The organism is Inquilinus sp. 2KB_23 (assembly GCF_052115705.1).
Classification (GTDB): Bacteria; Pseudomonadota; Alphaproteobacteria; order DSM-16000; family Inquilinaceae; genus Inquilinus; species Inquilinus ginsengisoli_A.
The window spans coordinates 420,940-444,697 of the sequence record NZ_JBFRHF010000001.1 but is presented as its reverse complement, the minus strand read 5'-3'; the positions used below and the strand labels follow the sequence as shown (position 1 = coordinate 444,697).

General features: G+C 70.8%; 22 protein-coding genes. 11 read left to right on the top strand and 11 right to left on the bottom strand.

Features of this window, described 5'->3' with window-relative positions; genetic code table 11:
- Nucleotides 1-44: 44 nt before the first annotated feature.
- A complete protein-coding gene (locus AB4112_RS01935) occupies nucleotides 45-779 on the bottom strand; it encodes an NAD-dependent deacylase (protein WP_441716840.1) in 735 nt (244 codons plus the stop codon).
- Between the two features lie 83 nt (nucleotides 780-862).
- Between AB4112_RS01935 and AB4112_RS01930 the strand changes: the two genes are divergently transcribed.
- The 3 genes from AB4112_RS01930 to AB4112_RS01920 all read left to right on the top strand — a co-directional run bounded on the left by AB4112_RS01930 (nucleotide 863) and on the right by AB4112_RS01920 (nucleotide 3,811).
- Nucleotides 863-1,696 (top strand): EcsC family protein, encoded by an 834-nt coding sequence (locus AB4112_RS01930; RefSeq protein WP_441716838.1) that lies wholly within the window; start codon nucleotides 863-865, stop codon nucleotides 1,694-1,696.
- A 229-nt stretch (nucleotides 1,697-1,925) separates the two neighbouring features.
- A complete protein-coding gene (locus AB4112_RS01925) occupies nucleotides 1,926-2,960 on the top strand; it encodes an isopenicillin N synthase family dioxygenase (RefSeq protein WP_441716836.1) in 1,035 nt (344 codons plus the stop codon).
- A gap of 32 nt (nucleotides 2,961-2,992) precedes the next feature.
- The gene (locus AB4112_RS01920; protein WP_441716834.1) at nucleotides 2,993-3,811 is read left to right on the top strand and encodes a MetQ/NlpA family ABC transporter substrate-binding protein; all 819 of its coding nucleotides are present in this window, start codon (nucleotides 2,993-2,995) and stop codon (nucleotides 3,809-3,811) included.
- Between the two features lie 83 nt (nucleotides 3,812-3,894).
- Here AB4112_RS01920 and AB4112_RS01915 read toward each other — a convergent pair whose 3' ends face one another.
- The 5 genes from AB4112_RS01915 to AB4112_RS01895 all read right to left on the bottom strand — a co-directional run bounded on the left by AB4112_RS01915 (nucleotide 3,895) and on the right by AB4112_RS01895 (nucleotide 8,256).
- Complete coding sequence (locus tag AB4112_RS01915; protein ID WP_309800470.1) at nucleotides 3,895-4,590, bottom strand: lipid-binding SYLF domain-containing protein; 696 nt, start codon at nucleotides 4,588-4,590, stop codon at nucleotides 3,895-3,897.
- A gap of 51 nt (nucleotides 4,591-4,641) precedes the next feature.
- On the bottom strand, nucleotides 4,642-5,271 hold the full coding sequence (locus tag AB4112_RS01910) for a histidine phosphatase family protein (RefSeq protein WP_309800468.1): 630 nt from the start codon (nucleotides 5,269-5,271) through the stop codon (nucleotides 4,642-4,644).
- Nucleotides 5,268-6,017 carry an adenosylcobinamide-GDP ribazoletransferase gene (gene cobS, locus AB4112_RS01905; RefSeq protein ID WP_441716832.1) on the bottom strand — a complete coding sequence of 250 codons (750 nt, stop codon included), beginning with the start codon at nucleotides 6,015-6,017 and terminating at the stop codon, nucleotides 5,268-5,270. The genes AB4112_RS01910 and cobS overlap by 4 nt, the downstream gene beginning before the upstream one ends.
- Nucleotides 6,018-6,246: 229 nt before the next feature.
- Nucleotides 6,247-7,638 (bottom strand): MATE family efflux transporter, encoded by a 1,392-nt coding sequence (locus AB4112_RS01900; RefSeq protein WP_309800464.1) that lies wholly within the window; start codon nucleotides 7,636-7,638, stop codon nucleotides 6,247-6,249.
- Between the two features lie 15 nt (nucleotides 7,639-7,653).
- Nucleotides 7,654-8,256, bottom strand: coding sequence for a DUF2239 family protein (locus AB4112_RS01895; protein ID WP_309800462.1), 603 nt, complete (start codon nucleotides 8,254-8,256; stop codon nucleotides 7,654-7,656).
- A 615-nt stretch (nucleotides 8,257-8,871) separates the two neighbouring features.
- Here AB4112_RS01895 and AB4112_RS01890 point away from each other — a divergent pair.
- On the top strand, nucleotides 8,872-11,220 hold the full coding sequence (locus tag AB4112_RS01890; RefSeq protein WP_309800461.1) for a calcium-binding protein: 2,349 nt from the start codon (nucleotides 8,872-8,874) through the stop codon (nucleotides 11,218-11,220).
- 480 nt (nucleotides 11,221-11,700) lie between these two features.
- A complete protein-coding gene (locus tag AB4112_RS01885) occupies nucleotides 11,701-12,147 on the top strand; it encodes a response regulator transcription factor (protein WP_309800457.1) in 447 nt (148 codons plus the stop codon).
- On the opposite strand, the gene AB4112_RS01880 is transcribed toward AB4112_RS01885, so the two are convergent.
- Nucleotides 12,144-13,808, bottom strand: a complete 1,665-nt coding sequence (locus AB4112_RS01880) for a Na/Pi cotransporter family protein (RefSeq protein ID WP_309800454.1) — start codon at nucleotides 13,806-13,808, stop codon at nucleotides 12,144-12,146. The genes AB4112_RS01885 and AB4112_RS01880 overlap by 4 nt on opposite strands.
- Before the next feature lie 153 nt (nucleotides 13,809-13,961).
- On the opposite strand from AB4112_RS01880, the gene AB4112_RS01875 reads away from it, so the two are divergent.
- From AB4112_RS01875 to AB4112_RS01860, 4 genes are all read left to right on the top strand, one after another.
- A complete protein-coding gene (locus AB4112_RS01875) occupies nucleotides 13,962-14,414 on the top strand; it encodes an NUDIX hydrolase (RefSeq protein WP_309800452.1) in 453 nt (150 codons plus the stop codon).
- 196 nt (nucleotides 14,415-14,610) lie between these two features.
- Nucleotides 14,611-15,639, top strand: coding sequence for a nicotinate-nucleotide--dimethylbenzimidazole phosphoribosyltransferase (gene cobT, locus AB4112_RS01870; RefSeq protein WP_309800450.1), 1,029 nt, complete (start codon nucleotides 14,611-14,613; stop codon nucleotides 15,637-15,639).
- Nucleotides 15,640-15,643: 4 nt separating this feature from the next.
- The gene (locus AB4112_RS01865; RefSeq protein ID WP_309800448.1) at nucleotides 15,644-16,099 is read left to right on the top strand and encodes a PaaI family thioesterase; all 456 of its coding nucleotides are present in this window, start codon (nucleotides 15,644-15,646) and stop codon (nucleotides 16,097-16,099) included.
- 68 nt (nucleotides 16,100-16,167) lie between these two features.
- Nucleotides 16,168-17,934 carry a tetratricopeptide repeat protein gene (locus AB4112_RS01860; RefSeq protein ID WP_441716827.1) on the top strand — a complete coding sequence of 589 codons (1,767 nt, stop codon included), beginning with the start codon at nucleotides 16,168-16,170 and terminating at the stop codon, nucleotides 17,932-17,934.
- Between the two features lie 36 nt (nucleotides 17,935-17,970).
- On the opposite strand, the gene AB4112_RS01855 is transcribed toward AB4112_RS01860, so the two are convergent.
- On the bottom strand, nucleotides 17,971-18,588 hold the full coding sequence (locus AB4112_RS01855; RefSeq protein WP_309800443.1) for a hypothetical protein: 618 nt from the start codon (nucleotides 18,586-18,588) through the stop codon (nucleotides 17,971-17,973).
- 170 nt (nucleotides 18,589-18,758) lie between these two features.
- The gene (locus AB4112_RS01850) at nucleotides 18,759-19,280 is read right to left on the bottom strand and encodes a cupin domain-containing protein (RefSeq protein WP_441716825.1); all 522 of its coding nucleotides are present in this window, start codon (nucleotides 19,278-19,280) and stop codon (nucleotides 18,759-18,761) included.
- 96 nt (nucleotides 19,281-19,376) lie between these two features.
- Here AB4112_RS01850 and AB4112_RS01845 point away from each other — a divergent pair, with 96 nt between their 5' ends.
- Nucleotides 19,377-19,865 carry an LEA type 2 family protein gene (locus tag AB4112_RS01845; protein WP_441716823.1) on the top strand — a complete coding sequence of 163 codons (489 nt, stop codon included), beginning with the start codon at nucleotides 19,377-19,379 and terminating at the stop codon, nucleotides 19,863-19,865.
- On the opposite strand, the gene AB4112_RS01840 is transcribed toward AB4112_RS01845, so the two are convergent.
- Nucleotides 19,862-21,196, bottom strand: a complete 1,335-nt coding sequence (locus AB4112_RS01840; protein ID WP_441716821.1) for an aminotransferase-like domain-containing protein — start codon at nucleotides 21,194-21,196, stop codon at nucleotides 19,862-19,864. The two genes, AB4112_RS01845 and AB4112_RS01840, sit on opposite strands and share 4 nt — an antisense overlap.
- A gap of 122 nt (nucleotides 21,197-21,318) precedes the next feature.
- Here AB4112_RS01840 and AB4112_RS01835 point away from each other — a divergent pair, with 122 nt between their 5' ends.
- Nucleotides 21,319-22,275: a threonine dehydratase gene (locus AB4112_RS01835; RefSeq protein WP_441716820.1), complete on the top strand. Its 957-nt coding sequence runs from the start codon at nucleotides 21,319-21,321 to the stop codon at nucleotides 22,273-22,275.
- Nucleotides 22,276-22,295: 20 nt separating this feature from the next.
- Here the strand turns inward: AB4112_RS01835 and AB4112_RS01830 are convergent, their stop codons facing one another.
- A complete protein-coding gene (locus AB4112_RS01830) occupies nucleotides 22,296-23,693 on the bottom strand; it encodes a mercuric reductase (protein ID WP_441716818.1) in 1,398 nt (465 codons plus the stop codon).
- Nucleotides 23,694-23,758 lie beyond the last annotated feature (65 nt).

Genomic DNA, 23,758 nt, shown 5'->3' with positions numbered 1-23,758 from the left:
GGGTGACGGCGCGATGAAGTTTCGATGACGGTGCGGTGTCGGCCTCAGCGGCCGGGGAATTCGCCCGCCAGCAGCCTCTCCACGAACTCCGGCACCAGCTGCGTCGCCGGGCCGCGGCGGCGGATCGCGAACAGGCCGGAGGCCTGGCCCGGCTCCAGGTTCAGCTCGACCGTCAGGGCGCCGGCGTCCAGCGCCTGGTGGACGAAGGCGGCGGCGGGATAGACGGTGCCCGAGGTGCCGATCGACACGAACAGCCGGCAGGCCGCCAGCGCCGCCTCGATCTCCGCCATCGCCAGCGGCATCTCGCCGAACCACACCACGTCGGGCCGCATCCCGCCGGTGGCGCCGCAGGCGGGGCAGGGGGTGTCGACCGACAGGTCGCCGGCCCAGTCCCGGCCGGCGCCGCAGGCCAGGCAGCGGGCCCGCGCCAGCTGGCCATGCATGTGGATCAGGCCGCGGCTGCCCGCCCGCTCGTGCAAATCGTCGACATTCTGGGTGACCAGCAGCACCGGGCCCGGCCAATCGCGCTCCAGCCGCACCAGCGCCGCATGCGCCGGGTTGGGCTGGATGGCCGAGTCGGCCAGGGTGCGGCGGCGGGCGTTGTAGAAGCCGTGCACCAGGTCGGGATCGCGGTCGAAGGCCTCGGGCGTCGCCACATCCTCCAGCCGCACGCGGGTCCAGACCCCGCCGGTGTCGCGGAAGGTGTCGAGGCCGCTCTCCTTCGAGATGCCGGCCCCGGTCAGGATCACGATGGGATCGCCGGGCTGGATGCGCTGCATGGCGCGATCATGGCGATGGCGGCGCCGGGGCTCAACCGCGATCACGCCCTTGCCATCCCGCCGCGGCCCCCAATCTTTCGGGTATGACCACGACCGCCGCGCTGCCCGTCCCGCTGCCCCTGCCGCCCGACGCCATGGCCGAGCTGGCCGCGGCCAAGGCGGTGCTCGACCAGGACACGCTGACCGCGCGGCTGTCCGCCCTGGCCGGCACGCCGGTCGAGGCGCTGAAGCGCAACCTGCCGGCCCACATCCAGTCCGCACTCGACGGCGCCGTCCGCCGCGCCCTGACGACCGCGCTGAAGGCGGCCCTGCGCAGCGGCCCCGGCCGCGGCGTGCCGCGCGGGCCGGAGGCGTGGCTGCATCGCGGTCTGGCGGCGGCCAGCGGCGCCGCCGGCGGCGCCTTCGGCCTGCCCGGCACGCTGCTGGAACTGCCGGTCTCCACCACCCTGCTGCTGCGTCAGATCGCGGCCGMGGCCGCGGCGGCGGGGGAGGATCCGGCCAGCCCGGAAACGGCGGTCGAATGCCTCAAGGTCTTCGCCTTGGGCCGGCCCGACCCGGCCGACGATGCGGTCGAGACCGGCTATCTCGCCACCCGGATCGCCCTGGCCCGGGTGGTGCCCAACGCCACGGCGGCGGTGATGCCGCGCCTGGTCTCGGCGGTCGCGGCGCGGTTCAGCGGCCCGGTGCTGCTGAAGCTGTCGGCCCAGGCCGCCCCGGTGCTGGGCGCCGCGGCCGGCGCCACGGTCAACCTCGCCTTCCTCGAGCATTTCCGGCGGCTGGCGCGAGCCCATTTCACGGTGCGGCGGCTGGAGCGCACCCACGGCCTCGCCGCGGTGCGGCTGGCCTATGACAGCCTGGGGCTGCCGCCGCGCCCCACGCCGCCCCCGGCGCTGCCGGATAAGATCGAGCCGGTGTGACGCGGTCGCGGACTAGGCAAGGATAGGCCGTCTGGTTGAGGAGAGAGCCCAGGGTTGGCCGGCGCTCGCACTGGAGCAACCGCCTCGTCACTGTCACGCCGGGCAATGACAAGATTGGGGAGCGTAAACAGCAATTTACATTTGTTATATAATCCATACCTGAAATTCGGTATGTAAATTTATGGATTGCGCGCTTCCACGCCGTTGATTCAGCCGGCCCGAGGATCCCATGACCACCGCCACCCTCGCCCTTCCGCTGCTCGACCTCGCCCAGCTCGATGCCGGGCCGGCGGCGCGCCGCGCCTTCCTCGACCGACTGCGCACCGCGGCCCGCGACGTCGGCTTCTTCTATCTCGGCGGCCATGGCGTGCCCGAATCGCTGGTCGACCAGGTGCGGGCGGAATCGCGCCGCTTCTTCGCCCTGCCCGAGGCCGACAAGCTGGCGATCGAGATGGTGAACTCGCCGCATTTCCGCGGCTTCACCCGCGCCGCCTGGGAGCTGACGCGCGGCCAGCCGGACTGGCGCGAGCAGCTCGACATCGGCGCCGAACGGCCGGTGATCCCGCAGGGCCCCGGCGTGCCGGCCTGGCTGCGGCTGCAGGGCCCGAACCAGTGGCCGGCGGCGCAGCCGGAGCTGAAGACCGTGCTGCTGCGCTGGCAGGCGGAGCTGACCCGCATCGCCATCCGCCTGCTCGGCGCCTTCGCCGAGGCGCTGGACCAGCCGGCGGACGCGCTGGAGCCGATCTATGGCGACACCCCGAACCAGCACATCAAGATCATCCGCTACCCCGGCCGCGACGCCACCGGCAGCGACCAGGGCGTCGGCGCCCACAAGGATTCCGGGTTCCTGACCCTGCTGCTGCAGGACCAGCAGCGCGGCCTGCAGGTCGAGGGCGAGGACGGGCGCTGGATCGACGCCGAGCCGGTGCCGGGCACCTTCGTGGTCAATATCGGCGAGCTGTTGGAGCTGGCGACCAACGGCTACCTCCGCGCCACGGTGCACCGGGTGATCACGCCGCCGGCCGGGGCCGACCGGCTGTCGGTCGCCTTCTTCCTCGGCGCCCGGCTGGACGCGACGGTGCCGCTGCTCGACTTGCCGCCGGCCCTGGCGGCCGAGGCGCGGGGCCCGGCCAGCGACCCGCAGAACCCGCTGTTCCACGATGTCGGGCCGAACTACCTGAAGGGCCGCCTGCGCTCGCACCCCGACGTGGCCAAGCGCCACTATGCCGACATCCTGGCCGCCCAAGCCGCGACCACCGCCTGACACGCCGCGCCCCCCAAACTTAGAGAAACCCCATGCTTCGCCTCATGACCGCCCGCCTCGCGCGGGCGGCCGCCGCTGCCGCCTTGCCTGTTCTCCTGGCCGGCGCCGCCCTGGCCCAGGACGCGCCGCTGCGCGTCGCCGCCGACGCCGTGCCCCATGCCGAGATCCTGGCCTTCGTCCAGCAACAGGCGCCCGACCTGAAGCTGGAGATCATCGAGCTCAGCACCGCGGTCAACCCGAACGAGCTGCTGGCGCATGGCGACATCGACGCCAACTACTTCCAGCACGTGCCCTATCTGCGCTCGCAGGAACAGGCGCTGGGCCAGAGCTTCGCGGTGGCCGCCACCGTGCATGTCGAGCCGCTGGGCGTCTATTCCCGCCGGCACAAGAGCTTCGCCGAGGTGCCGGACAGCGGCACGGTGGCGGTGCCGAACAACGTCACCAACCTCAGCCGCGCCCTCTACCTGCTGCAGGACCAGAAGCTGATCACGCTGAAGGACGGCTTCGCCGAGCCCGACAAGCAGCTGGCGACGCCGAACGACATCGCCGGCAACCCCAAGCACCTCAAGGTGCTGGGGGTCGAATCGGCGCTGCTGCCGCGCGCGCTCGACGACGTCGACCTGGCGGTGATCAACGGCAACTACGCGCTCGAGGCCGGGCTGACCCCGGCCAAGGACGCGCTGGGGCTGGAGAAGGCCGAGGGCAACCCCTACGGCAACATCCTGGTGACCACGCCGAAGCTGGCGGACGACCCGCGTATCAAGCGCCTGGCCGCGGTGCTGACCTCGCCCGCGGTGGCGAAGTTCATCCGCGACCGCTACCACGGGTCGGTGATTCCGGTGAATGACTGAAGAGCGGCCCCTCTTTCCAAACGCCATCCCCGCTTTCGCGATGCGAAAGCGGGGATGGCGAAGTGGGGAATCCGCAATCCGCCCTATCTCGGCATCAAATTGCGCAGCTGGTCGGCCCCCGGATTGCTCTTCTGGCCGAGGAAGATGGTGCGGGCCGCGGTGCCGAAGCCGTAATAGGCGTCGTTCCGGCCCTGGTCCTCGCTGATGACGGTGCCGTCCAGCGTGCCGCCGGCGAACAGGCCCTTGTTCTGCGAGAAGGCGTACATGTCGGCGTTGGTGTTGAGGCCGGTGGAGGCCCCGACGCCGGCACCCAGGGTGAACAGCGCCCCCGTCAGGTCGGCGCCGACGGTGAAGTTGCTCTGCTCCACCGCCTTCAGGCCCTTTTCGGTCATGATCGTCAGCACCAGCTGCGACACCTGCCCGCCGATCTGCAGCCCGAAGCTGCCGCCGCCGATGCCGTAGAAGGCCGGATAGCTCCAGTTGCCGTCCGCCAGGCGGACCAGCATCAGGGCATTGCCGCCGCGGCCGCCGAAGATGAAGCCGCCACGCAGCAGCGACGGGGAGATTAGCACCGCCTTGGCGCCGCGGATGTAGCGCGGCATCGCCGACAGCTCCTGCGCCGACAGCAGGTCTTGCAGCGCGCCCCGGCTTTCATCCACCAGCAGCTGGGCGTCGCTCTGGGTCGAGGTGCTCGAGCCGCAGGCGGACAGGGTGCCGGATAGGGCCAACCCGGCCGCCGATGCGCCGGTCAGGCGGAAAAACATGCGGCGGTCGATCATGGAGGCTCCCCTCAGATTCCAGATGAAGAATCATGGCCCAGCACTAAACAATCAATACATCTTTTCTGTTCCGGATGGCAGATTTTGGGTGACGATTCGCCAAGATTTACCCCTTGAGGATGACCGGATCAGGTCGAGCCGGGTCAGCGACAGCGTGTCGACCGCCAGGCGCAGCGCGCGTTCGCCGTCGAGATCGAGCGCCAGCGCCACCGCGGCGCGGATGGTGCCGGCATGGGCGACGGCCACGATGTCGCGGCCGGGATGGGCGGCGCCGAGGCCGCGGATCGCCGGCTGCACCCGGGCCATCACCGCGTCGAAGCTTTCGCCGCCCGGCGGGGCGTGGGCGGCCGGATGCGACCAGAACGGGTCGTGGCGGGGCAGCCCGGCATAGACCTCGCGGCTGGGCCGGCCCTGCCAGTCGCCGAAGCTCTGCTCGATCAGCTCCGGCACCGTGACCGGCACGATCGTCTCCCCCATCGCCCCCAGCAGGGCCGCGGCGGTTTCGGCCGTGCGGCGCAGCGGCGAGTGCAGCCACACCGCGCGGCGCGGCAGCCGGGCGGCCAGGGCCGCGATCGCCGCCGTGTCGCCGGTGTCGGCCGCGAGGTCGAGCCGGCCGTAGAGCAGCTTGTCCGGGTTGACCGCCGGAGCGTGGCGGATCCACCACCAGCGGGTGGTGCTCATGACGCCGCCGCGGCGCACAGCACCGCGACCTCGGCCAGCTGTTGCGCCGCGCCCAGCACGTCGCCGGTGTGGCCGCCGATGCGCCGCCGCGCCAGCCCGGCCAGCGCCCAGGCCGGCAAGGCCGCCAGGACCAGGGCGGCCAGGCCATGGCCCAGCCCGAGCAGCAGCAGGGCGAAGCAGGCGGCGAGGCCGAGGGCGACGGCCAGGGCTTCGGACGGCGCCCGCCCGGCCCCGGCGCCCAGCCCGTCGGTCCGGGCCGGCGGCAGCCAGGCCAGCAGCGCCGGACAGGTCGCCCGCGACACCGCCCCGGCCGCGGCCAGCGCCGCGACGCCGGCCCAGGGCGATGCGATGGCCGCCAGGGCCGCCGCGCGCAGCCCGACCGACAGCACCAGGGCCAGGGTGCCGTAGCTGCCGATCCGGCTGTCGCGCATGATCTCGAGGGTGCGGTCGCGGTCGCGCCCGCCGCCGAAGCCGTCGGCGACATCGGCCAGCCCGTCCTCGTGCAGCGCCCCGGTCAGCAGCGCCTGGGCCGCCAGCGCCAGCAGCGCCGCGACCAGATGGGGGGCGCCAAGTCCCAGCGCCAGCGCCCAGGCCAGCCCGGCGGCGAGGCCGATGCCGGCGCCGACCAGCGGGAACACCCGCATCGACCGCGCCAGCGCATCGGCCGGCGCCGCATCCGGCCAGCGCACCGGCAGCCGGGTCAGGAACCCGGTGGCGACGCGGAGCTCGCGCAGGAGATCGTCCATATCGAGCGGGTTAACCGGTTGTCTCGTGGCGGGCAAGAGCGCTCACCCGAACGATCGTGGCGTGATTGAGAACCGTCGCGTCGCCTCTCCCGACACCCTCCCCGTCATTGCGAGCGCAGCGAAGCAATCCATGCCAGGCGGCGCCATGGATTGCTTCGTCGGCTTCGCCTCCTCGCAATGACGACTGAGGGGTGGAAGAGGCAATGCAAAAGCAGCTCAACCGCCTGTCTCAAACCAAGCGGCGGATCGCCTGCTTCCGCCACACCAGCCGGTAGTAGGCCGCCTGGCCCAGGGCCATCACGCCGAAGGCGATGGGATAGGCGATCCAGATGCCGTTGATGCCGATGCTGTGGCTGAGCCACCACGCCACCGGCACCTCGACGCCGAGGATGGCGAAGAGCGAGATCGCCATCGGCGCCAGCACCGTGCCGCTGGCCCGCATCACCCCGGCCACCACGGCGGCAAGGCCGAACATGATGTAGCTCCACAGCGTGATGTGCAGCAGGGTCTGCGCCAGCTCGATCACCGGGCCGCTGGTCAGGAAGAAGCCCATCAGCGTGCGCGAGAACAGGTAGGCGACCGCCACCAGCCCGCCGGTGACGGCGAGGTTGAGCAGGATGCCGGTGCGGGTGATGGCGCCAAGCCGGTCGACCCGGCCGGCGCCGATCGCCTGGGCGCCGAAGATCGAGGCGGTGATGGCGATCGAGATCGCCGGGAACTGGACGTAGCTGACCACCTGGTTGACCGCGCCATAGGCGGCGGTGGCGTCGGAGCCGAAGCCGTTGACGAAGGACAGCACCGCGACCTCGGCCACCGACACCAGCACCAGCTGAACGCCAGAGGGCAGGCCGATGCGCAGCACGGCCCGCAGGATCTTCGGATCGATCCAGAGATGGCGCAGCAGGGCGGCATCGGGCGCCAGCGCATGGCCGCGGCGGCGCAGATGGACCGCCAGCCAGGCCAGGGCGACCAGGAAGGAGACGATCGCGGCATAGGCGCCGCTGAGCACGCCCATCTGCGGCAGCCCGCCCCAGCCGCGGATCAGCGCCGGCGTCAGCAGCAGCCCGATCCCGGTCTGCAGCAGCAGGACGAACAGCGGCGTGACCGTGTCGCCGACGCCGCGCATCATCGACGTCATCAGGATGAAGACGAACAGCCCCGGCATGGCGATCAGCATGATCCGGGCATAGGCGGTGGAATCGGCCAGGATGTCGGGCGGCGTTCCCACCACGGCCAGCAACGACCGGGTGAAGGCGCCGCCGAACAGGGCGACGGCGAGCCCGGCCAGGATGGTCACCGACAGCGTCGTGCCGGCGATCGCCTTGACCTTCTCCGGGTCCCGGGCGCCCCAGGCCTGGCCGATCAGCACCGAGGCACCGCCGCCGAGGCCGATGATGAAGGAGATGAAGAAGAACAGGATCGGGAAGAAGGCCGAGACCGCGGCCAGCGCCCCGACCCCGATCATCTGGCCGAGATAGATGCCGTTGATGGTGCCGGACAGGGCCTGGAGGATGTTGCTGAGCATCATCGGCCCGAGGAACAGCAGGAACGCCTTCCACAGCACCGGCGCCGGGGCCGCGACGGGCAAGGTCGGGACCGGGCGTTGGATCGCTTCGGACATGATGCTCCCCCTCGTTCAGGCCGGCCGCGACACGGCGAAGGCGGCCGCCGCCAGCCGCCGCGCATGGTCGCGGATGTCGGCGGGCCAGGCCCCGTTCAGCGCGTCGAATCGGTCCCGATCATGCGCGAACAGGGCGCGCGACGCCTCCTCGAAACCGGGCAGGTCGCCGGCCATCGCCGCCATGAAGCGGTAGGCCGCCTCCTGCGCCAGGCGCAGCCGGTCCCGTCCCTCGCCGCCGCGCCGGGCCTCCTCGACCAGGCGGCGCAGCGTCACCGAGGCGCCGCCGGGCTGCTGCGACAGCCAGTCCCAATGCCGCGGCAGCAGCGTGACCTCGCGGGCGACGACGCCGAGCCGGGGGCGGCCGGGGCCGCGCGGCGCGGCCGGCGCCGGGACCTCCGGGACGGCCGGCGCCAGGCGGGCCAGCATCTCGGCCTCGCTGCCGCGCAGGTCGATCTCCACCGGCCGGCTGGTGCCGTCGTCGAACACCAGCACCGGCGCCGCCTCGCCGCCCTCGACGGCGCGCTTCACCGCCAGCGCCACCTCGGCCAGCGGGCCGGAGGCGATGCGGCGCGGCCCGGCGAAGGCGGTGCAGGTCGATGGCTCGGAGTTCGCGGTCATGATGCCTTCCTGGCGACACGGCTGGAGCCGCGCCTTATACCCGGGTGAAATTGGCGCGTCAATTACACCCGGGCAAAATACGCATACCAACTTCGAGAAGCATCGCTCCCCGCCCAGAATTCGGCGATATCCCCCCGATCCTGGGGGGTTGAGGCGACTCCCCCAAATCCGGACACTGTAAGAGTACGCGGCACTGCTGTCCGATGGGCAACGATCCCCCGGAAGCGGCCCTCTTGCGGAGGGGCACGTCGCGGCCAGCAGCATACGGCCCGAGGCGATTTCTCGTCATCGTGGACGCGGCACAGGCGGGCGGAACAGCCCGGCTGGATCAAGAAACAGGCCTGTCGGGCGATGGAACCACATGGTTCATCACCGACAAGCATATCCCGAGCGATGGACGCGGTCCGGCCACCACAGGGGACCATCCTGACCACGATACGATCGAGGGGCCGGTCGACGCACGGCTGAAACTCCGGCCGCTGCACCTGCCTCTCAACGGAGCCGGCCCGCTTCCGGTGACGTCGTCACTTTGGCCCGAATTCGCCTCACGCAATCGACGAGGCCGCCAAGCCAACCAAGCATCGGCGCGGCTGCCCGTTCTCACAGGAGATTCAAGTGGCTAATTTCTATGGCAACAGCGGCAACAACCTGTTTTTCGGAACGTCGTTCGCCGACAACATGTATGGCTATGACGGCAACGATACGCTGTATGGCTTCGACGGCAACGACTTCCTGCAAGGTGGCAACGGCGCCGACTGGCTGGATGGTGGCAATGGCATCGACACCGTCGACTACAACGGTGCGGCCGGCGTGTATGTCGACCTGGCCAGCGGCTACGGCTACTATGGCGAGGCCGCCGGCGACCGGCTGTTCAACATCGAAAACGTCCAGGGCACCGGCGGCTACGGCGACACCCTGTACGGCTCCGCCGTCGCCAACGTTCTCTCCGGCTACGGCGGCAACGACTATCTCTACGGTCGCGACGGCAACGACACGCTCTATGGCATGACCGGCAACGACTTCCTGCAAGGCGGCAACGGCGCCGACTGGCTGGACGGCGGCGACGGCGTCGACACCGTCGACTACAACGGCACGACCGGAGTGTATGTGAACCTGGCCACCGGCTACGGCTACTACGGCGAGGCCGCGGGCGACCGGCTGTTCAATATCGAGAACGTCCAGGGCACCGGCGGCTACGGCGACACCCTGATCGGGTCGGCCGCCGACAACGTCCTGTCCGGCTACGGCGGCGACGACTTCCTGCAGGGTGGGGCCGGGGCGGACACGCTCTATGGCGGGTCCGGCACCGACACCGCCGACTACAACGGCACGACCGGAGTGTATGTGAACCTGGCCACCGGCTACGGCTACTACGGCGAGGCCGCGGGCGACCGGCTCTACGACATCGAGAACGTCCAGGGCACCGGCGGCTACGGCGACTCCCTGATCGGGTCGGCCGCCAACAACGTCCTGTCCGGATATGGCGGCGACGACTTCCTGCAGGGTGGGGCCGGGGCGGACACGCTCTATGGCGGGTCCGGCATCGACACCGCCGACTACAACGGCACGGCCGGGGTCTATATCGACCTGGCCAGCGGCTACGGCTATTACGGCGAGGCTGCGGGCGACCGGCTCTACGACATCGAGAACGTCCAGGGCACCGGCGGCTATGCCGACTACCTTTACGGGTCGGCCGTCGCCAACGTCCTCTCCGGCTATGGCGGCAACGACTATCTCTACGGCCGCGACGGCAACGACACGCTCAACGGCATGGACGGCAACGACTTCCTCCAGGGCGGCAACGGGGCGGACACGCTGAACGGCGGCACCGGCATCGACACCATCGACTACAACGGCGCCGCCGGGGTCTATGTCAACCTAGCCACCGGCCAAGGCTTCTACGGCGAGGCCGCGGGCGACGTCATCAGCGGGGTCGAGAACGTCCAGGGCACCACCGGCTACGGCGACACCCTGATCGGATCGGCCGACGCCAATGTCCTGTCCGGCTACGGCGGCGCCGATGGCCTCTACGGCGGCGACGGCAACGACACGCTCAACGGCATGGACGGCGACGACTTCCTGCAGGGCGGCAACGGGGCGGACACGCTGAATGGCGGGGCCGGCATCGACACCATCGACTACAACGGCGCCGCCGGCGTCTCCGTCAACCTGACCACCGGCGTCGGCGTCGGCGGCGAGGCCCAGGGCGATGTCATCTCGGGCGTCGAGAACGTCCAGGGCACCTCCGGCTACAACGACGTCCTGATCGGGTCGGCCGATGCCAACATCCTCTCCGGCTATGGCGGCGGCGACACCCTCGACGGCCAGGCCGGCAACGACACGCTCAATGGCATGGACGGCAACGATATCCTGCGCGGTGGCGTCGGGGCGGACCACATCGACGGCGGCGCCGGCATCGACACCGCGATGTACAGCGAGAGCGCCAGCGCCGTCCTCATCAACCTGGCCGCCGGCACCGCCGCCGGTGGCAATGCCACGGGCGACGTGCTGGTCTCGGTCGAGAACCTCTACGGCAGCAGCTTCAACGATGCGCTGCTCGGCGACGGCGGCGCGAACACCCTGGTCGGCAACGCCGGCAACGACGTGCTGGCAGGGCTCGGCGGCCAGGACATCCTGGCGGGCGGCGCCGGGGCGGACCGCTTCGTCTACGGCAGCGTCGGCCAGAGCCTGGTAGCCAGCGCCGACCGGATCACTGACTTCTCCCATGCCCAGGGTGACCGGATCGACCTGGTCGGGATCGACGCCAACACCACGGTCGCCGGCGACCAGGCCTTCAACTTCATCGGCGCCGGTGCCTTCACCCACCATGCCGGCGAGTTGCATGCGACCGTGTCCGGCGGCTTCACCGTCGTCAGTGGGGACGTCAATGGAGACGCGGTGGCCGACTTCGCCATCGTCCTGACCGGCGCCATGGCGCTGGTCGCGGCGGACTTCATGCTCTAGCCGTTCGCTCCTCAGTACAGCAAATAATCCCAAGGGTCTTCTTGGAATGCTCAATCCAAAGCAGAACTCAGGGCAGAATATCCAAATCAATCCTTGCCGCCACTGAAAGACCACAAACTTCACTATAATAACTCATGCTCGTCCGCTGCGCTTAAGGCAGCGGACGAGCCTTACATATTCATATATGGCTGAATCATTATGTTGAATGAAGGCATTCTCGATGATTTGATCGGCCGGGCTTATGATGCCGCAGTCGGCCATGGCGACTGGGAGGCCGTTCTCGACCTCCTCTCGCAAGTCCTCGATGGCCGGAGAATGGCGGTTCATCGGTTCTGTCCAGCGCAACACCTCTTCCGCACAGCCTCGGCCGAAGCCGGCCCCCGGGACGACCGACGGTCCGGACCGTCGGCATGGCCGAAACTGCCGGCCTGGTCGGTCTTCATCGATGGCGTGCCGATGCCGGAGACGGCTGGCGCCTGGATGGATTTCCACACTGATTTCCTGAAGCCGCAGGGCCTGCACAGCAGCCTGTGCCTGGTCAGGGCCGACCGGCAGGAGCCCGCCGTCGCCGTCGCGATCTGGCGGCCGCGCCAGGGATTCGGCTGGGGCGAGGAGCAGGCGCGCTTCCTGCGCTATGTCGCCCCGCATCTCGGCCGGGCGCTCGACATCGAGCGGCGTCTCGCCGCCGCGGAGGCGCAGCGCGTGGCCGCCAGCCTGTCGCAGGCGGCGGCGACCCTGACCCGCCGGGAGAAGGACTGCCTGGCCTTGGTGGCCCGCGGCGCCTCGAACAAGGAGGCCGCCCGCCGGCTGGGCCTGTCGGTCTACACGGTCGAGGACCACGTCAAATCCCTGATCCGCAAGCTGCAGGCCTCCAGCCGGACCGAGGCCGTGGCCACCGCGCTGGGCCTCGGCCTGCTCGCCGGCTAGGAGCCGTCGCCGTCCGTGACCCGGCTGGCCAGCAATTCGCCCGAGCGTTCGAGCACGGGATAGGCGGCGGCGGACACGATGTGGCCGTTGACCCGCTTCATGTCGCGCAGCAGGTCGAGATGCATCGCGCTGGTCTCCGCCGTGTCGCGCCGGCCGGTGCGCAGCCGCTCGAAATGCGACTGGGTCGCCGCCGCCTCGAGGTCGCGGAACGTCACCTTCTCCTCGACCAGCATCCGCGCCGCGCGGCGGTCGTCGGTCATGAACAGCGAGGCGGCGGTGCGCAAATTGGTGGCCAGGCGGTCCATCATCGACAGCAGTTCGGCCTCGCCCTCCTTGGAGAATTCGAGGCCCCGCTTCAGCCGCTTGGCCGCATGCGGCAGCAGGTTGCCCTCCACCACGTCGCCCGCCTGCTCCATGTTCATGGCGAAGTGCAGGATCTCGCCCAGCCGGCGGTGGTCGGCCGGGCTGAGCGCATCGGGGTCGAGCGAGGTGAGGTAGCCCTTGATCGCGGTGTTGAGATGGTCGAGCACGTCGTCCATCCGCTTGGTCTCGGCGATCACCTTGCGGTCGCCCTTCTGCAGCGCGTCGCGGGCGCCGTGCAGCATCGCCTCCAGCACGTCGGCCAGGCGCATCGCCTCGCGCGCGGCACCCCCCAAGGCGACGATCGGCGTCTCCCGCGCGGCGGCGTCGAGATACAGCGGCCGCGACGGGTCAGAGGGGTCGACGCGCCGCGGCAGCAGGCGCTGCAGCAGCTTCGCGTAGGGCGTCAGCAGCGGGAAGAACACCACCGCCAGAGCCAGGTTGAACAGGGTGTGGAAATCGGCCACGGCGCGGGCGTTGTCGGGCTCGATCCGGACCATCAGCTCGCCGAGCGGCCCCAGCGCCGCCAGCGCCAGCAGCACGCCGAGCGTGCGGTTGAGCAGGTTGCCGATCGGCAGCCGCTTGGCCGCCGGGTCCTCGCTGGACACGCCCTCGATCACCGGGTTGATCGCGGTGCCGAGATTGGCGCCCAGCACCAGGGCGAAGGCGGCCTCGGGCGGCACCACGCCGTTGGCGGCCAGCGACATGATCAGCAGCACCACGGCGACGCTGGAATGCGCCGCCCAGGTGAAGGCGGCGGCCAGCAGCACGTCCAGCACCGGCGTGGTCGAGACCGCGCCGAGCAGCATGCGCAGGCTGGGCGCGTCCTCATAGGGCGTCATCAGCGCCAGCAGCTGGTGCAGCGCCAGCAGCATCAGGCCGAGGCCGATGAAGACCCGGCCGAGATCATGCGACTGGGTGGAGGAATCGCGGCGGAACAGCAGGAAGCCGATCAGGATCAGGGCCGGCGAGGCCGCGGCGACGTCGAAGGACAGCACCTGGACGATCAGCGTGGTGCCGACATTGGCGCCGAGCATCACCGCCAGCGCCGGTACCAGGTCGACCAGCCCGCCGGCGGCGAAGCCGGAGACCATCAGCCCGGTCGCCGTGCTGCTCTGCAGCACCGCAGTCACGCCGATGCCGGCGAAGAAGGCACGAAACCGGTTCTTGAGCGCGGTGCCGAGGATGGCGCGCAGCTTCGGGCCGAAGGTGCGCTGGATTCCCGTCTGCACCATGTGCGTGCCCCACAGCAGCAGGGCGATGGACCCGGCGAGATCGATCAAGGTGACGGGAAAGCTCATTCTCGGGACGGTCCTTCACGGTCGGGCATGATGATGGGTCGCCACCTCCCGCGTCTTGACCTAGGCTTCGGTCGGGCCTGCCGAACGAGTCGATCGTTCCCGATTTACCCGGGGGGATCAAGGCCCGCCTGGAATTCGGGGTCAGGGGGGACAGTGGCGGGCAAATCCAAGGCGATCCGCATCCAGCAAGGGGCCCTGCCCTACCGCTTCCGGCCGGACGGATCGCTCGAGATCCTGCTCGTCACCTCGCGCCAGACGCGGCGCTGGATCATCCCCAAGGGCTGGCCGATCAAGGGGCTGAAGCCGGCCAAGTCCGCCGCCCGCGAGGCCTATGAGGAGGCCGGGGTGCGCGGCGCCGTGGCCGCCAAGTCGATCGGCAGCTTCGTCTACGACAAATGGCTGGAGGACGGGGTCAGCGTGCCCTGCGAGGTCCGCGTCTTCCCGCTGCAGGTCGAACGGCAGCACAAGAGCTGGCCCGAGCGCGACCAGCGCGAGACGCGCTGGCTGGACCCGGACGCGGCGCTGGCGCTGCTGGACGACCCCGGGCTGCGCGACGTGGTCGCCACCTTCGCCGCCCGACTGGCGGCGCGGAAGGCGGCGGAATAGGCGCGTCGCATCTTCCCTCCCTCGTCATTGCAAGCGCAGCGAAGCAATCCATGCCAGGCGGGTCCATGGATTGCTTCGTCGGCTTCGCCTCCCCCGCAATGACGGAAAGGGAGCACCGCCCATCCCGCCCCGCATCGGTTTTGACGCCACGGCGCTTTGGTGGCAGGGTCCGCGCTCCCGCAACCGGAAGCCCGCCATGTCCCAGCTTCAGCCGCCCGACACGCTCGACGAAATGCGCGCTTTGCTGCGCCATCTGCCCGGCCCCGACCTGGAGGCGGGCACCGCAGTGCGCGAGCGCGACCGGCAGCTGACCAAGCCGCCGGGGTCGCTCGGCCGGCTGGAGGACCTGACCGAATGGATGGCGGTATGGCAGGGCAAGGCCCCGCCGCAGCTGCGCCGGCCGCGGGTGGCGGTGTTCGCCGGCAACCACGGCGTCGCCGTGGCCCAGGGCGTGTCGGCCTATCCGGTCGCGGTCACCGCCCAGATGGTGCAGAACTTCGTCGCCGGCGGCGCCGCGGTGAACCAGCTGTGCCAGGTCGCGGACAGCGACCTCCGGGTCTATGAGCTGGACCTCGACCGCCCGACCGCCGACTTCACCATCGCCCCGGCGATGACCGAGGCCGACTGCGCCCGCGCCATGGCCTACGGCATGATGGCGGTGGAGCCGGGGCTGGACCTGCTGTGCCTGGGCGAGATGGGGATCGGCAACACCACCTCCGGCGCCGCCCTGGCCACCGCGCTGTTCGGCGGCGACCCGGCCGATTGGGTCGGGCCCGGCACCGGGGTCGACGCCGCGGGAGTCAGGCGCAAGGCCGAGGTGGTGGCCCAGGGCCTGGCCGTCCATCGCGCGGCGCTGACCGACCCGTTCGAGATCCTGCGTCATTTCGGCGGGCTGGAGCTGGCGGCGATCGTCGGCGCGGTGCTGGCGGCGCGGATGGCGCGGATCCCGGTGCTGCTGGACGGCTACACCTGCACCGCCGCCGCGGCGGTGCTGTGGGCGGCCGACCGCCATGCGCTCGACCATTGCCAGATCGCCCATGTCTCGGCCGAGCCGGGGCATCGCCGGCTGCTGGACAAGCTGGGCCGCACCGCGCTGCTGGACCTCGGCATGCGGCTGGGCGAGGGCTCCGGCGCCGCCCTGGCGATCGGCCTGGTTCGCGGCGCCCTGGCCTGCCACGAGGGCATGGCCACCTTCGCCCAGGCCGGGGTGAGCAACAAGGACTGATCCCTTGAGCCCTCCGATCCCGAAGGACCCGGCCTTCCGGGCTCGCATCCAGGCCAGCTTCGACAAGCAGGGGCTGATGCGCACCCTCGGCGCATCGATCCTGCGCATCGAGCCAGGAGCGGTCGGGATCGCGCTGCCGGCGAGCCCCGCCGTGTCGCAGCAGCATGGCTTCGTCCATGCCGGCGCGGTGGCGGCCATCGCGGACACCGCCGCGGGCTATGCCGCGCTGACCCTGATGCCGCCGGGGGCCGGGGTGCTGACCACCGAGTTCAAGATCAACCTGGTGGCGCCCGCGGCCGGCGAGCGCATCCTGGCCCGCGGCCGCGTCATCAAGGCCGGGCGCACCCTGACCCTGGCGCAGGCGGAGGTCTTCGCCGAGACCGCGGGGCAGGAGAAGCTGGTCGCCTTCCTGACCGCCACCCTGATGGCGATCGAAGGCCGCGACGGGATGGCGGATTAGCCCCGCATGGACTCAGGCGCGCCGGGGCCGGTAAGCTGCCGGCAGCGCGAACCAGGCGGGGGCCTCTCTTGAGCAGCGACCGCGTGACCCGCAGGCTGGTCGCCATCCTGGCGATCGACATGGTCGGCTATTCCCGCCATGTCGGGGCCGACGAGGCCGGCACCATCGCCCGCCAGAGGGCCCATCGCCGCGACCTGATCGACCCGGTGCTGCAAGCCTATGGCGGCCGCATCGTCAAGACCACCGGCGACGGGCTGCTGGTCGAGTTCGGCAGCGTGGTCGACGCGCTGGACAGCGCCGTGCGGATCCAGCGCGCGGTCCTGGAGGCCGAGGCCGGGCTGCCCGCCGAGCGCCGCATCCAGTACCGCGCCGGCATCAATCTCGGCGACATCGTGATCGACGGCGACGACATCCTGGGCGACGGCGTCAACATCGCCGCCCGGCTGGAGGGCATGGCCGAGCCCGGCGGCATCTCGATCACCGCCAGCGTGTTCGACCAGGTCATCGGCAAGCTCGACCTCGCCTTCGACGACCTCGGCCAGCAGCAGCTGAAGAACATCCGCAAACCGGTGCGGGTGTACCGCGTCCGGCTGGAGGCGGCGGACGATGCCGGAAGCGGCGCATCCGGCGGCGCCGCGGCCGCCGCCAAGCCGTCGATCGCGGTGCTGCCGTTCCAGGACATGAGCGCCGACCGCGACCAGGAGTACTTCGCCGACGGCATCGCCGAGGACATCATCACCGGCCTGTCGAAGCACAACGGCTTCTTGGTCATCGCCCGCAACTCGTCCTTCACCTACAAGGGCCGGCCGGTCGATGTGAAGCAGGTGGCCGCCGAGCTGGGCGTCCGCTACGTGCTGGAGGGCAGCGTGCGCAAGGGCGGCAGCCGGGTGCGCATCACCGGCCAGCTGATCGACGCCGCCACCGGCGCCCATGTCTGGGCCGAGCGCTACGACCGCGAGATCCACGACCTGTTCGCGGTGCAGGACGAGATCACCGACAGCATCGTCGGCGTGGTGGCGCCGGAGCTGATCGGCGCCGAGATGCAGCGCGCCCGGCGGCAGGACCCCGCCAGCATGGACGCCTGGGACTGCGTGATGCGCGCCGGCTGGCACGCCTGGCGCCTGACCGCGGCGGACGGCGCCCAGGCCCGCACCTTCGCCGCCCAGGCCATCGCGCTGGATCCCGGCATCGCCCGGGCCCGGGTGGTGCACGCCATGTGCGACGTGTGGGACGTGCTGTTCGGGCGCAGCGCCGACCCCGCCCGGTCGCTGGGCGACGCCGATGCGATGGCGCGCCAAGCGGTCGACCTGGACCCACGCGACGCCGAGGCCCAGACCGTGCTGGGCATGGTCGCCCTGTTCCTGCGCCGCTTCGACGAATCGCAGCGGCGGCTGGAGACGGCGCTGGCGCTGAACCCCAACCTGGCCTTCGCCCATATGCTGGGCGGCGGCTACTACGCCCTGGCGGGCGACAGCGAGACGGCCCGGCATACGCTGCAGACCGCGCTGCGGCTGAGTCCGCGCGACCCGGCCAACCACTGGGTCCACGCCTTCCTCGGCCTCGCCGCCTTCGCCGCGGGCGATGACGACGGCGCGGCGGAATGGGCGCGCCAGGCGATCCACCTGTACCCGGCCTTCCCGGTGGCCCACCGGCTGCTGGCGGCCAGCCTGTCGGCGCTGGGCCAGGCCGACAAGGCCAAGGCAGCACTGGCCGGGCTGCTGGCGGTGGCGCCCGGCGCCACAATCGCCAACACCCGCGCCGGCGTGCCGTGGAAGCAGCCCGAGGTGATGGAGCGCTACCTCGACGCCCTGCGCCGCGCGGGGCTGCCGGACTAGGGCCGGGCCGCGGCGCGGGACGGGATCACCGGCAGTTCACTGCCAGCGCTGTTCCTTCAGCTTCATCGGACCTGACGGCCCGACGATCGTGCCATCCAGGGCAAATTCGTAGCGCCTGTCCTTGGCCCGGAACCCTGCTTTGGTCGGGTCGTTGAGCCGCGTACCGCCCGACTTGTGGCCGTTCACGACGGCGCCGAGTTTCAACTCGTCGAGGTAGCCATAGACCGTGACCTTGTCGTGGGTCTTATGCAGCAGGCTGGCGACCTGGCCGGCAAAACTTTGATTGACGTTGATGGTGTCACCATCGGCCAGCGTCAGGCCGGCGCTGAAGCAGGCAAAAATCTTCAGTTTCATCAAGACGTTAGGCAATTTGCTTTTTACCAGAAATTCATGAAACTGATCTGGCTTCATATCCCCTAAACGGCTGGTCTGTATTTCGTTTGCTGCGCTCTTCTCGTCCTTTGAATTATAACCGTGAGCTGAAATATAGAGAACATCACCTTCTTTTATTTTTGGTATGCCAGCCGCCGTGATTTTTTGATATCTTTTCCGCTCCAGGCTTTTGGTAGAAACAAAATTTTCTACCCCTTCCCTCAAGTCGTTGCTCAACACCAAGATGTGATGCATCGGCTCGTTCGTGACGGCTTTCGGCACAGCAACCTCGCTTCGCTGATCTGACCTCCGGATGGGGGTGAGATGCTAAGCGGACTCGGTTCCAATTCGATGTCGAGGCGGGACATTCACGTTGCAGCAGTAACACTGCCGCAATCAATCCGGATCCGCCGAGTTCGCGGGCGCGAACCCGGCGGACGCGGACCGGCCGTCTATTTCTTGCCGGCCCGCCAGGCGCGGACCTTGTCGGTCAGGCCGTCATGGTCGCCCAGCGGGCGCTGCGGCACGTCATCCCACCAGTCGTCGCGCATCGGCTTCCGCTCCGGGTTGCGCGGATAGACGATGCGGTTCTCGGCCTTCGGGGTCTCGCCGACCACGAGCAGCCGCACCTCCGCGTCGGTGTTGTTGAGGAAGCTGTGGCTCTGGCCGGTGCCGGCCGGGAAGCCGACGGCGTCGCCCGGCTTCAGCCGGTGCAGCACCCCGTCCAGCCACACATCGGGCGTACCCTCGATGACATAGACGAACTCCTCCTCCAGGCTCTCGGCATGGGGGTAGGAGGTGCGGCGCCCCGGCAGCAGCCGCTCGTGGTGGATGCCCAGCCGCCCGAGCCCGAAATGCCGGGCGAAGGGCGCGCCGATGGCCATCAGTTCGTCGTCGCCCTTGTAATGTCGGTCGTCCGGCCCCTCGATCTCGGTCCAATGCGTGATGTTGGACGGACGGTCCGTCGATGCCATGGCTGCTTCCCCCTAGAGAACGAACATCGAACGAGACTAGCCGAACCCGGCCGACGGTGCCATGTCGCTGACACAGTCGCAGCCGAGCCTCGGGACATGGACCGACATTTCACACGCCGCCGCACTTTGCTCGCCCTGCTGCCCGCCGGCCTGCTGGCCGCCTGCGCCGGGCCGTTCGGCGGGCCGCCGCCGCCCCGGATCCGCATCGTCGACCTGCGACCGCTGGACGCCACCCTGTTCGAGCAGCGCTGGGAGATCGAGCTGGGGCTGGAGGAGCAGGCCGGCACCGGGCTGCAGGTCGACGCCATGACCGCCACGGTGGAGATGAACGGGCGCGAGTTCGGCAGCGGCCGCAGCGACCGCCCCTTCCTGCTGCCGGCCCTGGGCGAGCGGCGGGTGACGCTGCCGCTGCGCGGCTCCGCCCTCGGCCTGGTCGACCAGCTGGCCACCATCGGCCGCCGCGGCGAGCTGAAATGGAGCGTCGAGGGCGTGATCCTGAGCGCCGGCCGCCAGATCCCCTATCGCGACGACGGCACGGTGTTCTCGCTGCGGGATTCGCTGATGGACTCTTTGCTTCCGTTCTAAAGCCCCACGCCGACGACGCCCTGCAACCGCGTCAGCGCCTCGGCCAGCTCGGCCCGGCCGGCCGCGGCGGCGAGGCTGATTCGCAGCCCCTGCGGCGCCTCCCGCGTCACCGCGAACAGGTCGGACGCCACCACCTCCACCCCCGCCGCCAGGCAGGACGCGGCCGCGCCCGCCCCGTCGGCCAGCGGCAGCCAGAGATGCGGGCTGGGCGGGCCGTCGGGCGCGACGAAGCCGGGTAGCGCCCGCCGGGCCTGGGCGTGCCGGGCGGCGATCTCGGCCCGCTGCCAGGCCAGGCGCCGGGCGGCGGTGCCGTCCTCGATCCAGCGGCAGGCGACCTCGCCCATCAGCGGCGCCAGCGGCCAGCTGGTGGCGTGGATCTGGTCGGCCAAAGCGTGCACCGGCTCGCTGGCGCCGGCGATCAGGCCGAAGCGCAGCCCCGCCGCCACGCTCTTGGACAGGCTGGTGACCAGCACGCCCCGCTCCGGCAGCAGCGCGACCAGCGGCGGCCGGTCGGTCAACGCGCCATAGACATCGTCCTCGACCAGCCACAGCCCGTGCCGGCGGGCGACCGCGGCGATCTCGGCCTGCCGCGCCGGCCCCATCACCGTCCCGGTCGGGTTCTGCAGATTCGGCACCAGCACCGCGACCGTGGCCCCGGTGGCGCGGACGGCGCGGTCGAGCGCGTCGGGCAGCATGCCCTCGCCATCCATGGCGACGCCGTGCAGCGGCAGGCGCAGCCAGCGCGCCGCCGCCTTCAGCCCGGGGAAGGCCAGGTCCTCGACCAGCACCGGGGCGCCGGGCGGGCACAGCTGCAGCAGCGCCGCCGCCAGCGCCGCCTGCGCCCCGGCGCAGGGCACCACATCGGCCGGGCGCAGATGCAGGCCGCGGGCGGCGAGCCAGGTGGCGCCGGCGACCCGCGCCCGCTGCAGCAGCGCCGGCGGGTGATAGGCCAGCGCCGCGTCGATCCGGCCCTCGGCGGCGATGGCGGCCAGCGCCGCCGCCAGGTCGGTGGCGTCGGGGTCGATCGCCGGCACGTTGGTCGACAGGTCGATCACATCGGGACGGCCGCCAGCCCCGGCCTTCAGGCCGAACAGCGCGGCCTCGCGGCTGGCGGCCAGGACATAGGTGCCGCGCCCGACCTCGCCCGACACCAGGTGGCGCCGCGCCGCCTCGCGATAGGCCTGGGTCACGGTGCTGACGTTCAGCTTGAGGTGCCAGGCCAGGTCGCGATGGGTCGGCAGCCGCTCGCCCGGCCGCAGGCTGCCGGTGGCGATGGCGTCGGCGATCGCCTCGACGATGGCGAGGTAACGCACCGGGCTGCGCCCCTCCAAGCTCGGGCTCCACATTCTTGTCTGCCACACAATGTCTTCGTTGACCCACACAATCACGGCAGCCGATGCTGGACGTCAATCCTGAGTTCGACCCGGCCTGAGTTCAATCCGGAGCGCCGACCATGTTCGACCTGACCGCCCTCGAGGACGCCGCCCGCCTGGTGCACACGGCCATGCTGCCGACCCCGCAGCTGGCCTGGCCGCTGCTGGCTGCCCGCACCGGCTGCGAGGTCTGGGTCAAGCACGAGAACCACACCCCGATCGGCGCCTACAAGGCGCGCAACGGCCTGGTCTTCATCGACGCGCTGCGCCGCCGCCGGCCCGACATCCGCGGCGTCGTCACCGCAACGCGCGGCAATCACGGCCAGAGCCTGCCCTTCGCCGCCCGCGGCACCGGCCTGGCCGTCACCGTGGTGGTGCCGCAGGGCAATTCGGTGGAGAAGAACGCCGCCATGCGCGCCTTCGGGGCAGAGCTGGTGGAGCATGGCCGCGACTTCGACGAGGCCTACGGCCACGCCAGGCATTTGGCCGGGGAGCGCGGGCTGGAGATGGCGCCGGCCTTCCACCCCGACCTGATGCGCGGCGCCGCCACCTATGCGCTGGAGCTGTTCCGGGCGGTGGCCGATCTCGACACCGTCTATGCGCCGATCGGCATGGGGTCGGGGATCTCGGGCCTGATCCGCACCCGCGACCTGTTGGGCCTGAAGACCCGGATCGTCGGCGTGGTCTCGACCGAGGCGCCGGCGATGGCGCTGTCGCTCGAGGCCGGGCGGGTGGTGACGACCGAGACCGCCAACACCTTCGCCGACGGCATGGCCTGCCGGGTGCCCGACCCCGAGGCCTTCGCCATCATCCGGGCCGGTGCCGAGCGCATCGTGCGGGTGACCGACGACGAGATCGCCGCCGCCCTGCGCGCCTATTGGACCGACACCCACAACTTGGCCGAGGGCGCCGGCGCCGCGCCGCTGGCCGCGCTGCTGCAGGAGCGCGAGCGGATGCGCGGCAAGCGGGTCGGGCTGATCCTGACCGGCGGCAACATCGACCTGGCCCTGGCCCGGCGGGTGATCTCCGAGGCTTGAGCCGCCAGCCCGGCGGGCGGTCAGGCGGCCCGGGGCGGCACGTTGCCGAGCAGCGGGCCGAGGCCCTCCGCCATGGTCAGATGGGCGATGACGGCGTCGCGCAGCCGGGGATAGGGCAGGTCCGCCAGCATCGCCGTCTGCACCGCGGCCATGATCTCGCCGGCCTCGGAGCCGATGGCGGTGAAGCCGAGGATGCGGTCGTCGTCGCCGGCCACCAGCACCTTCATGAAGCCATCGGTCTCGTCGGTCGCCTCGGTGCGCAGCACCGCGGCCATCGGCAGCCGGGCGACGCGCGTGGCGATGCCCTGGCGCTGGGCCTCGCGCTCGTTCAGCCCGACCCGGGCGAGCGGCGGGTCGGTGAACACGCAGTAGGGCACCAGCCGGTCGCCGGTGCTGCGCCGCCCGCCGGCGAGGTTGTCCCGGATGATCCGGAAGTCGTCGACCGAGACATGGGTGAATTGCGGGCTGCCGGCGCATTCGCCCATCGCCCAGACGCCGGCCGCGCTGGTCTCCAGCCGGTCGTTGACGGCGATGAAGCCGCGGCCGTCGAGCCGGATGCCGGCCTCCTCCAGCCCGATCCCGGGGGTGTTGGGCACCCGCCCCGCCGCGACCAGGATGTCGCTGCCGGTGATGGTCTCCTCCCCGGCGGCGGTGCGCACGGTGACCGCGACCTCCTGGCCGGACCGGCCGCGCACGGCCAGCGCCTCGGCCCCCACCAGGAAGCGGATGCCCTCGCCACTGAGGATCCGGTGCATCTCCTGGGCGACGTCGGGGTCCTCGCGGCTCATCAGCTGCGGCCCGGATTCGATCACCGTCACCTGGCTGCCGAAGCGGCGATAGGCCTGGGCCATTTCGAGGCCGACATAGCCGCCGCCGAGTACGACCAGATGCGCCGGCAGGCGGTCGAGCTCCAGCGCCTCGATATGGGTCAGCGGCCCTGCCGCCTCGAGCCCCGGCACGGCGGGGATCAGCGCATGGCTGCCGAGGTTGAGGAACACCCGGTCGGCCGCCAGCAGGCGCGTGCCGCCGTCGTTCAGCTGCACCTCGACCGTCTTCGCCGCCACCAGGCGCCCCGACCCCATGATCAGCTCGGCGCCGCTGGTCTTGTAGGCGTTCAGGTGAAAGGCGATCTCGCGCTCGACCATGTCGCGCTTGCGCTGGCGGACCTTGGCCATGTCGGTCGCGACCGGGCCGGTGATGGTGCCGAACTGCCCCGCATGCTGCGCCAGATGCGCCACCCGCGCGCTCCACATCTCGTTCTTGCTGGGCAGGCACGCCACGGCGGGGCAGGAGCCGCCGACCCAGCGCCGCTCGACCACCGCGACGCGCTGGCCGGAGCGCGCGAGATGCCAGGCCAGCAACTTGCCGCCCTGTCCGCTGCCGAGGACCAGGGCGTCAAACCGTTCCGACTGCGTCATGACGATCCTCCGTGTAGGGGTGCTTGATGCTCATTCCCCGTCGCCTGTGGAAGCCCCCGTCTGGT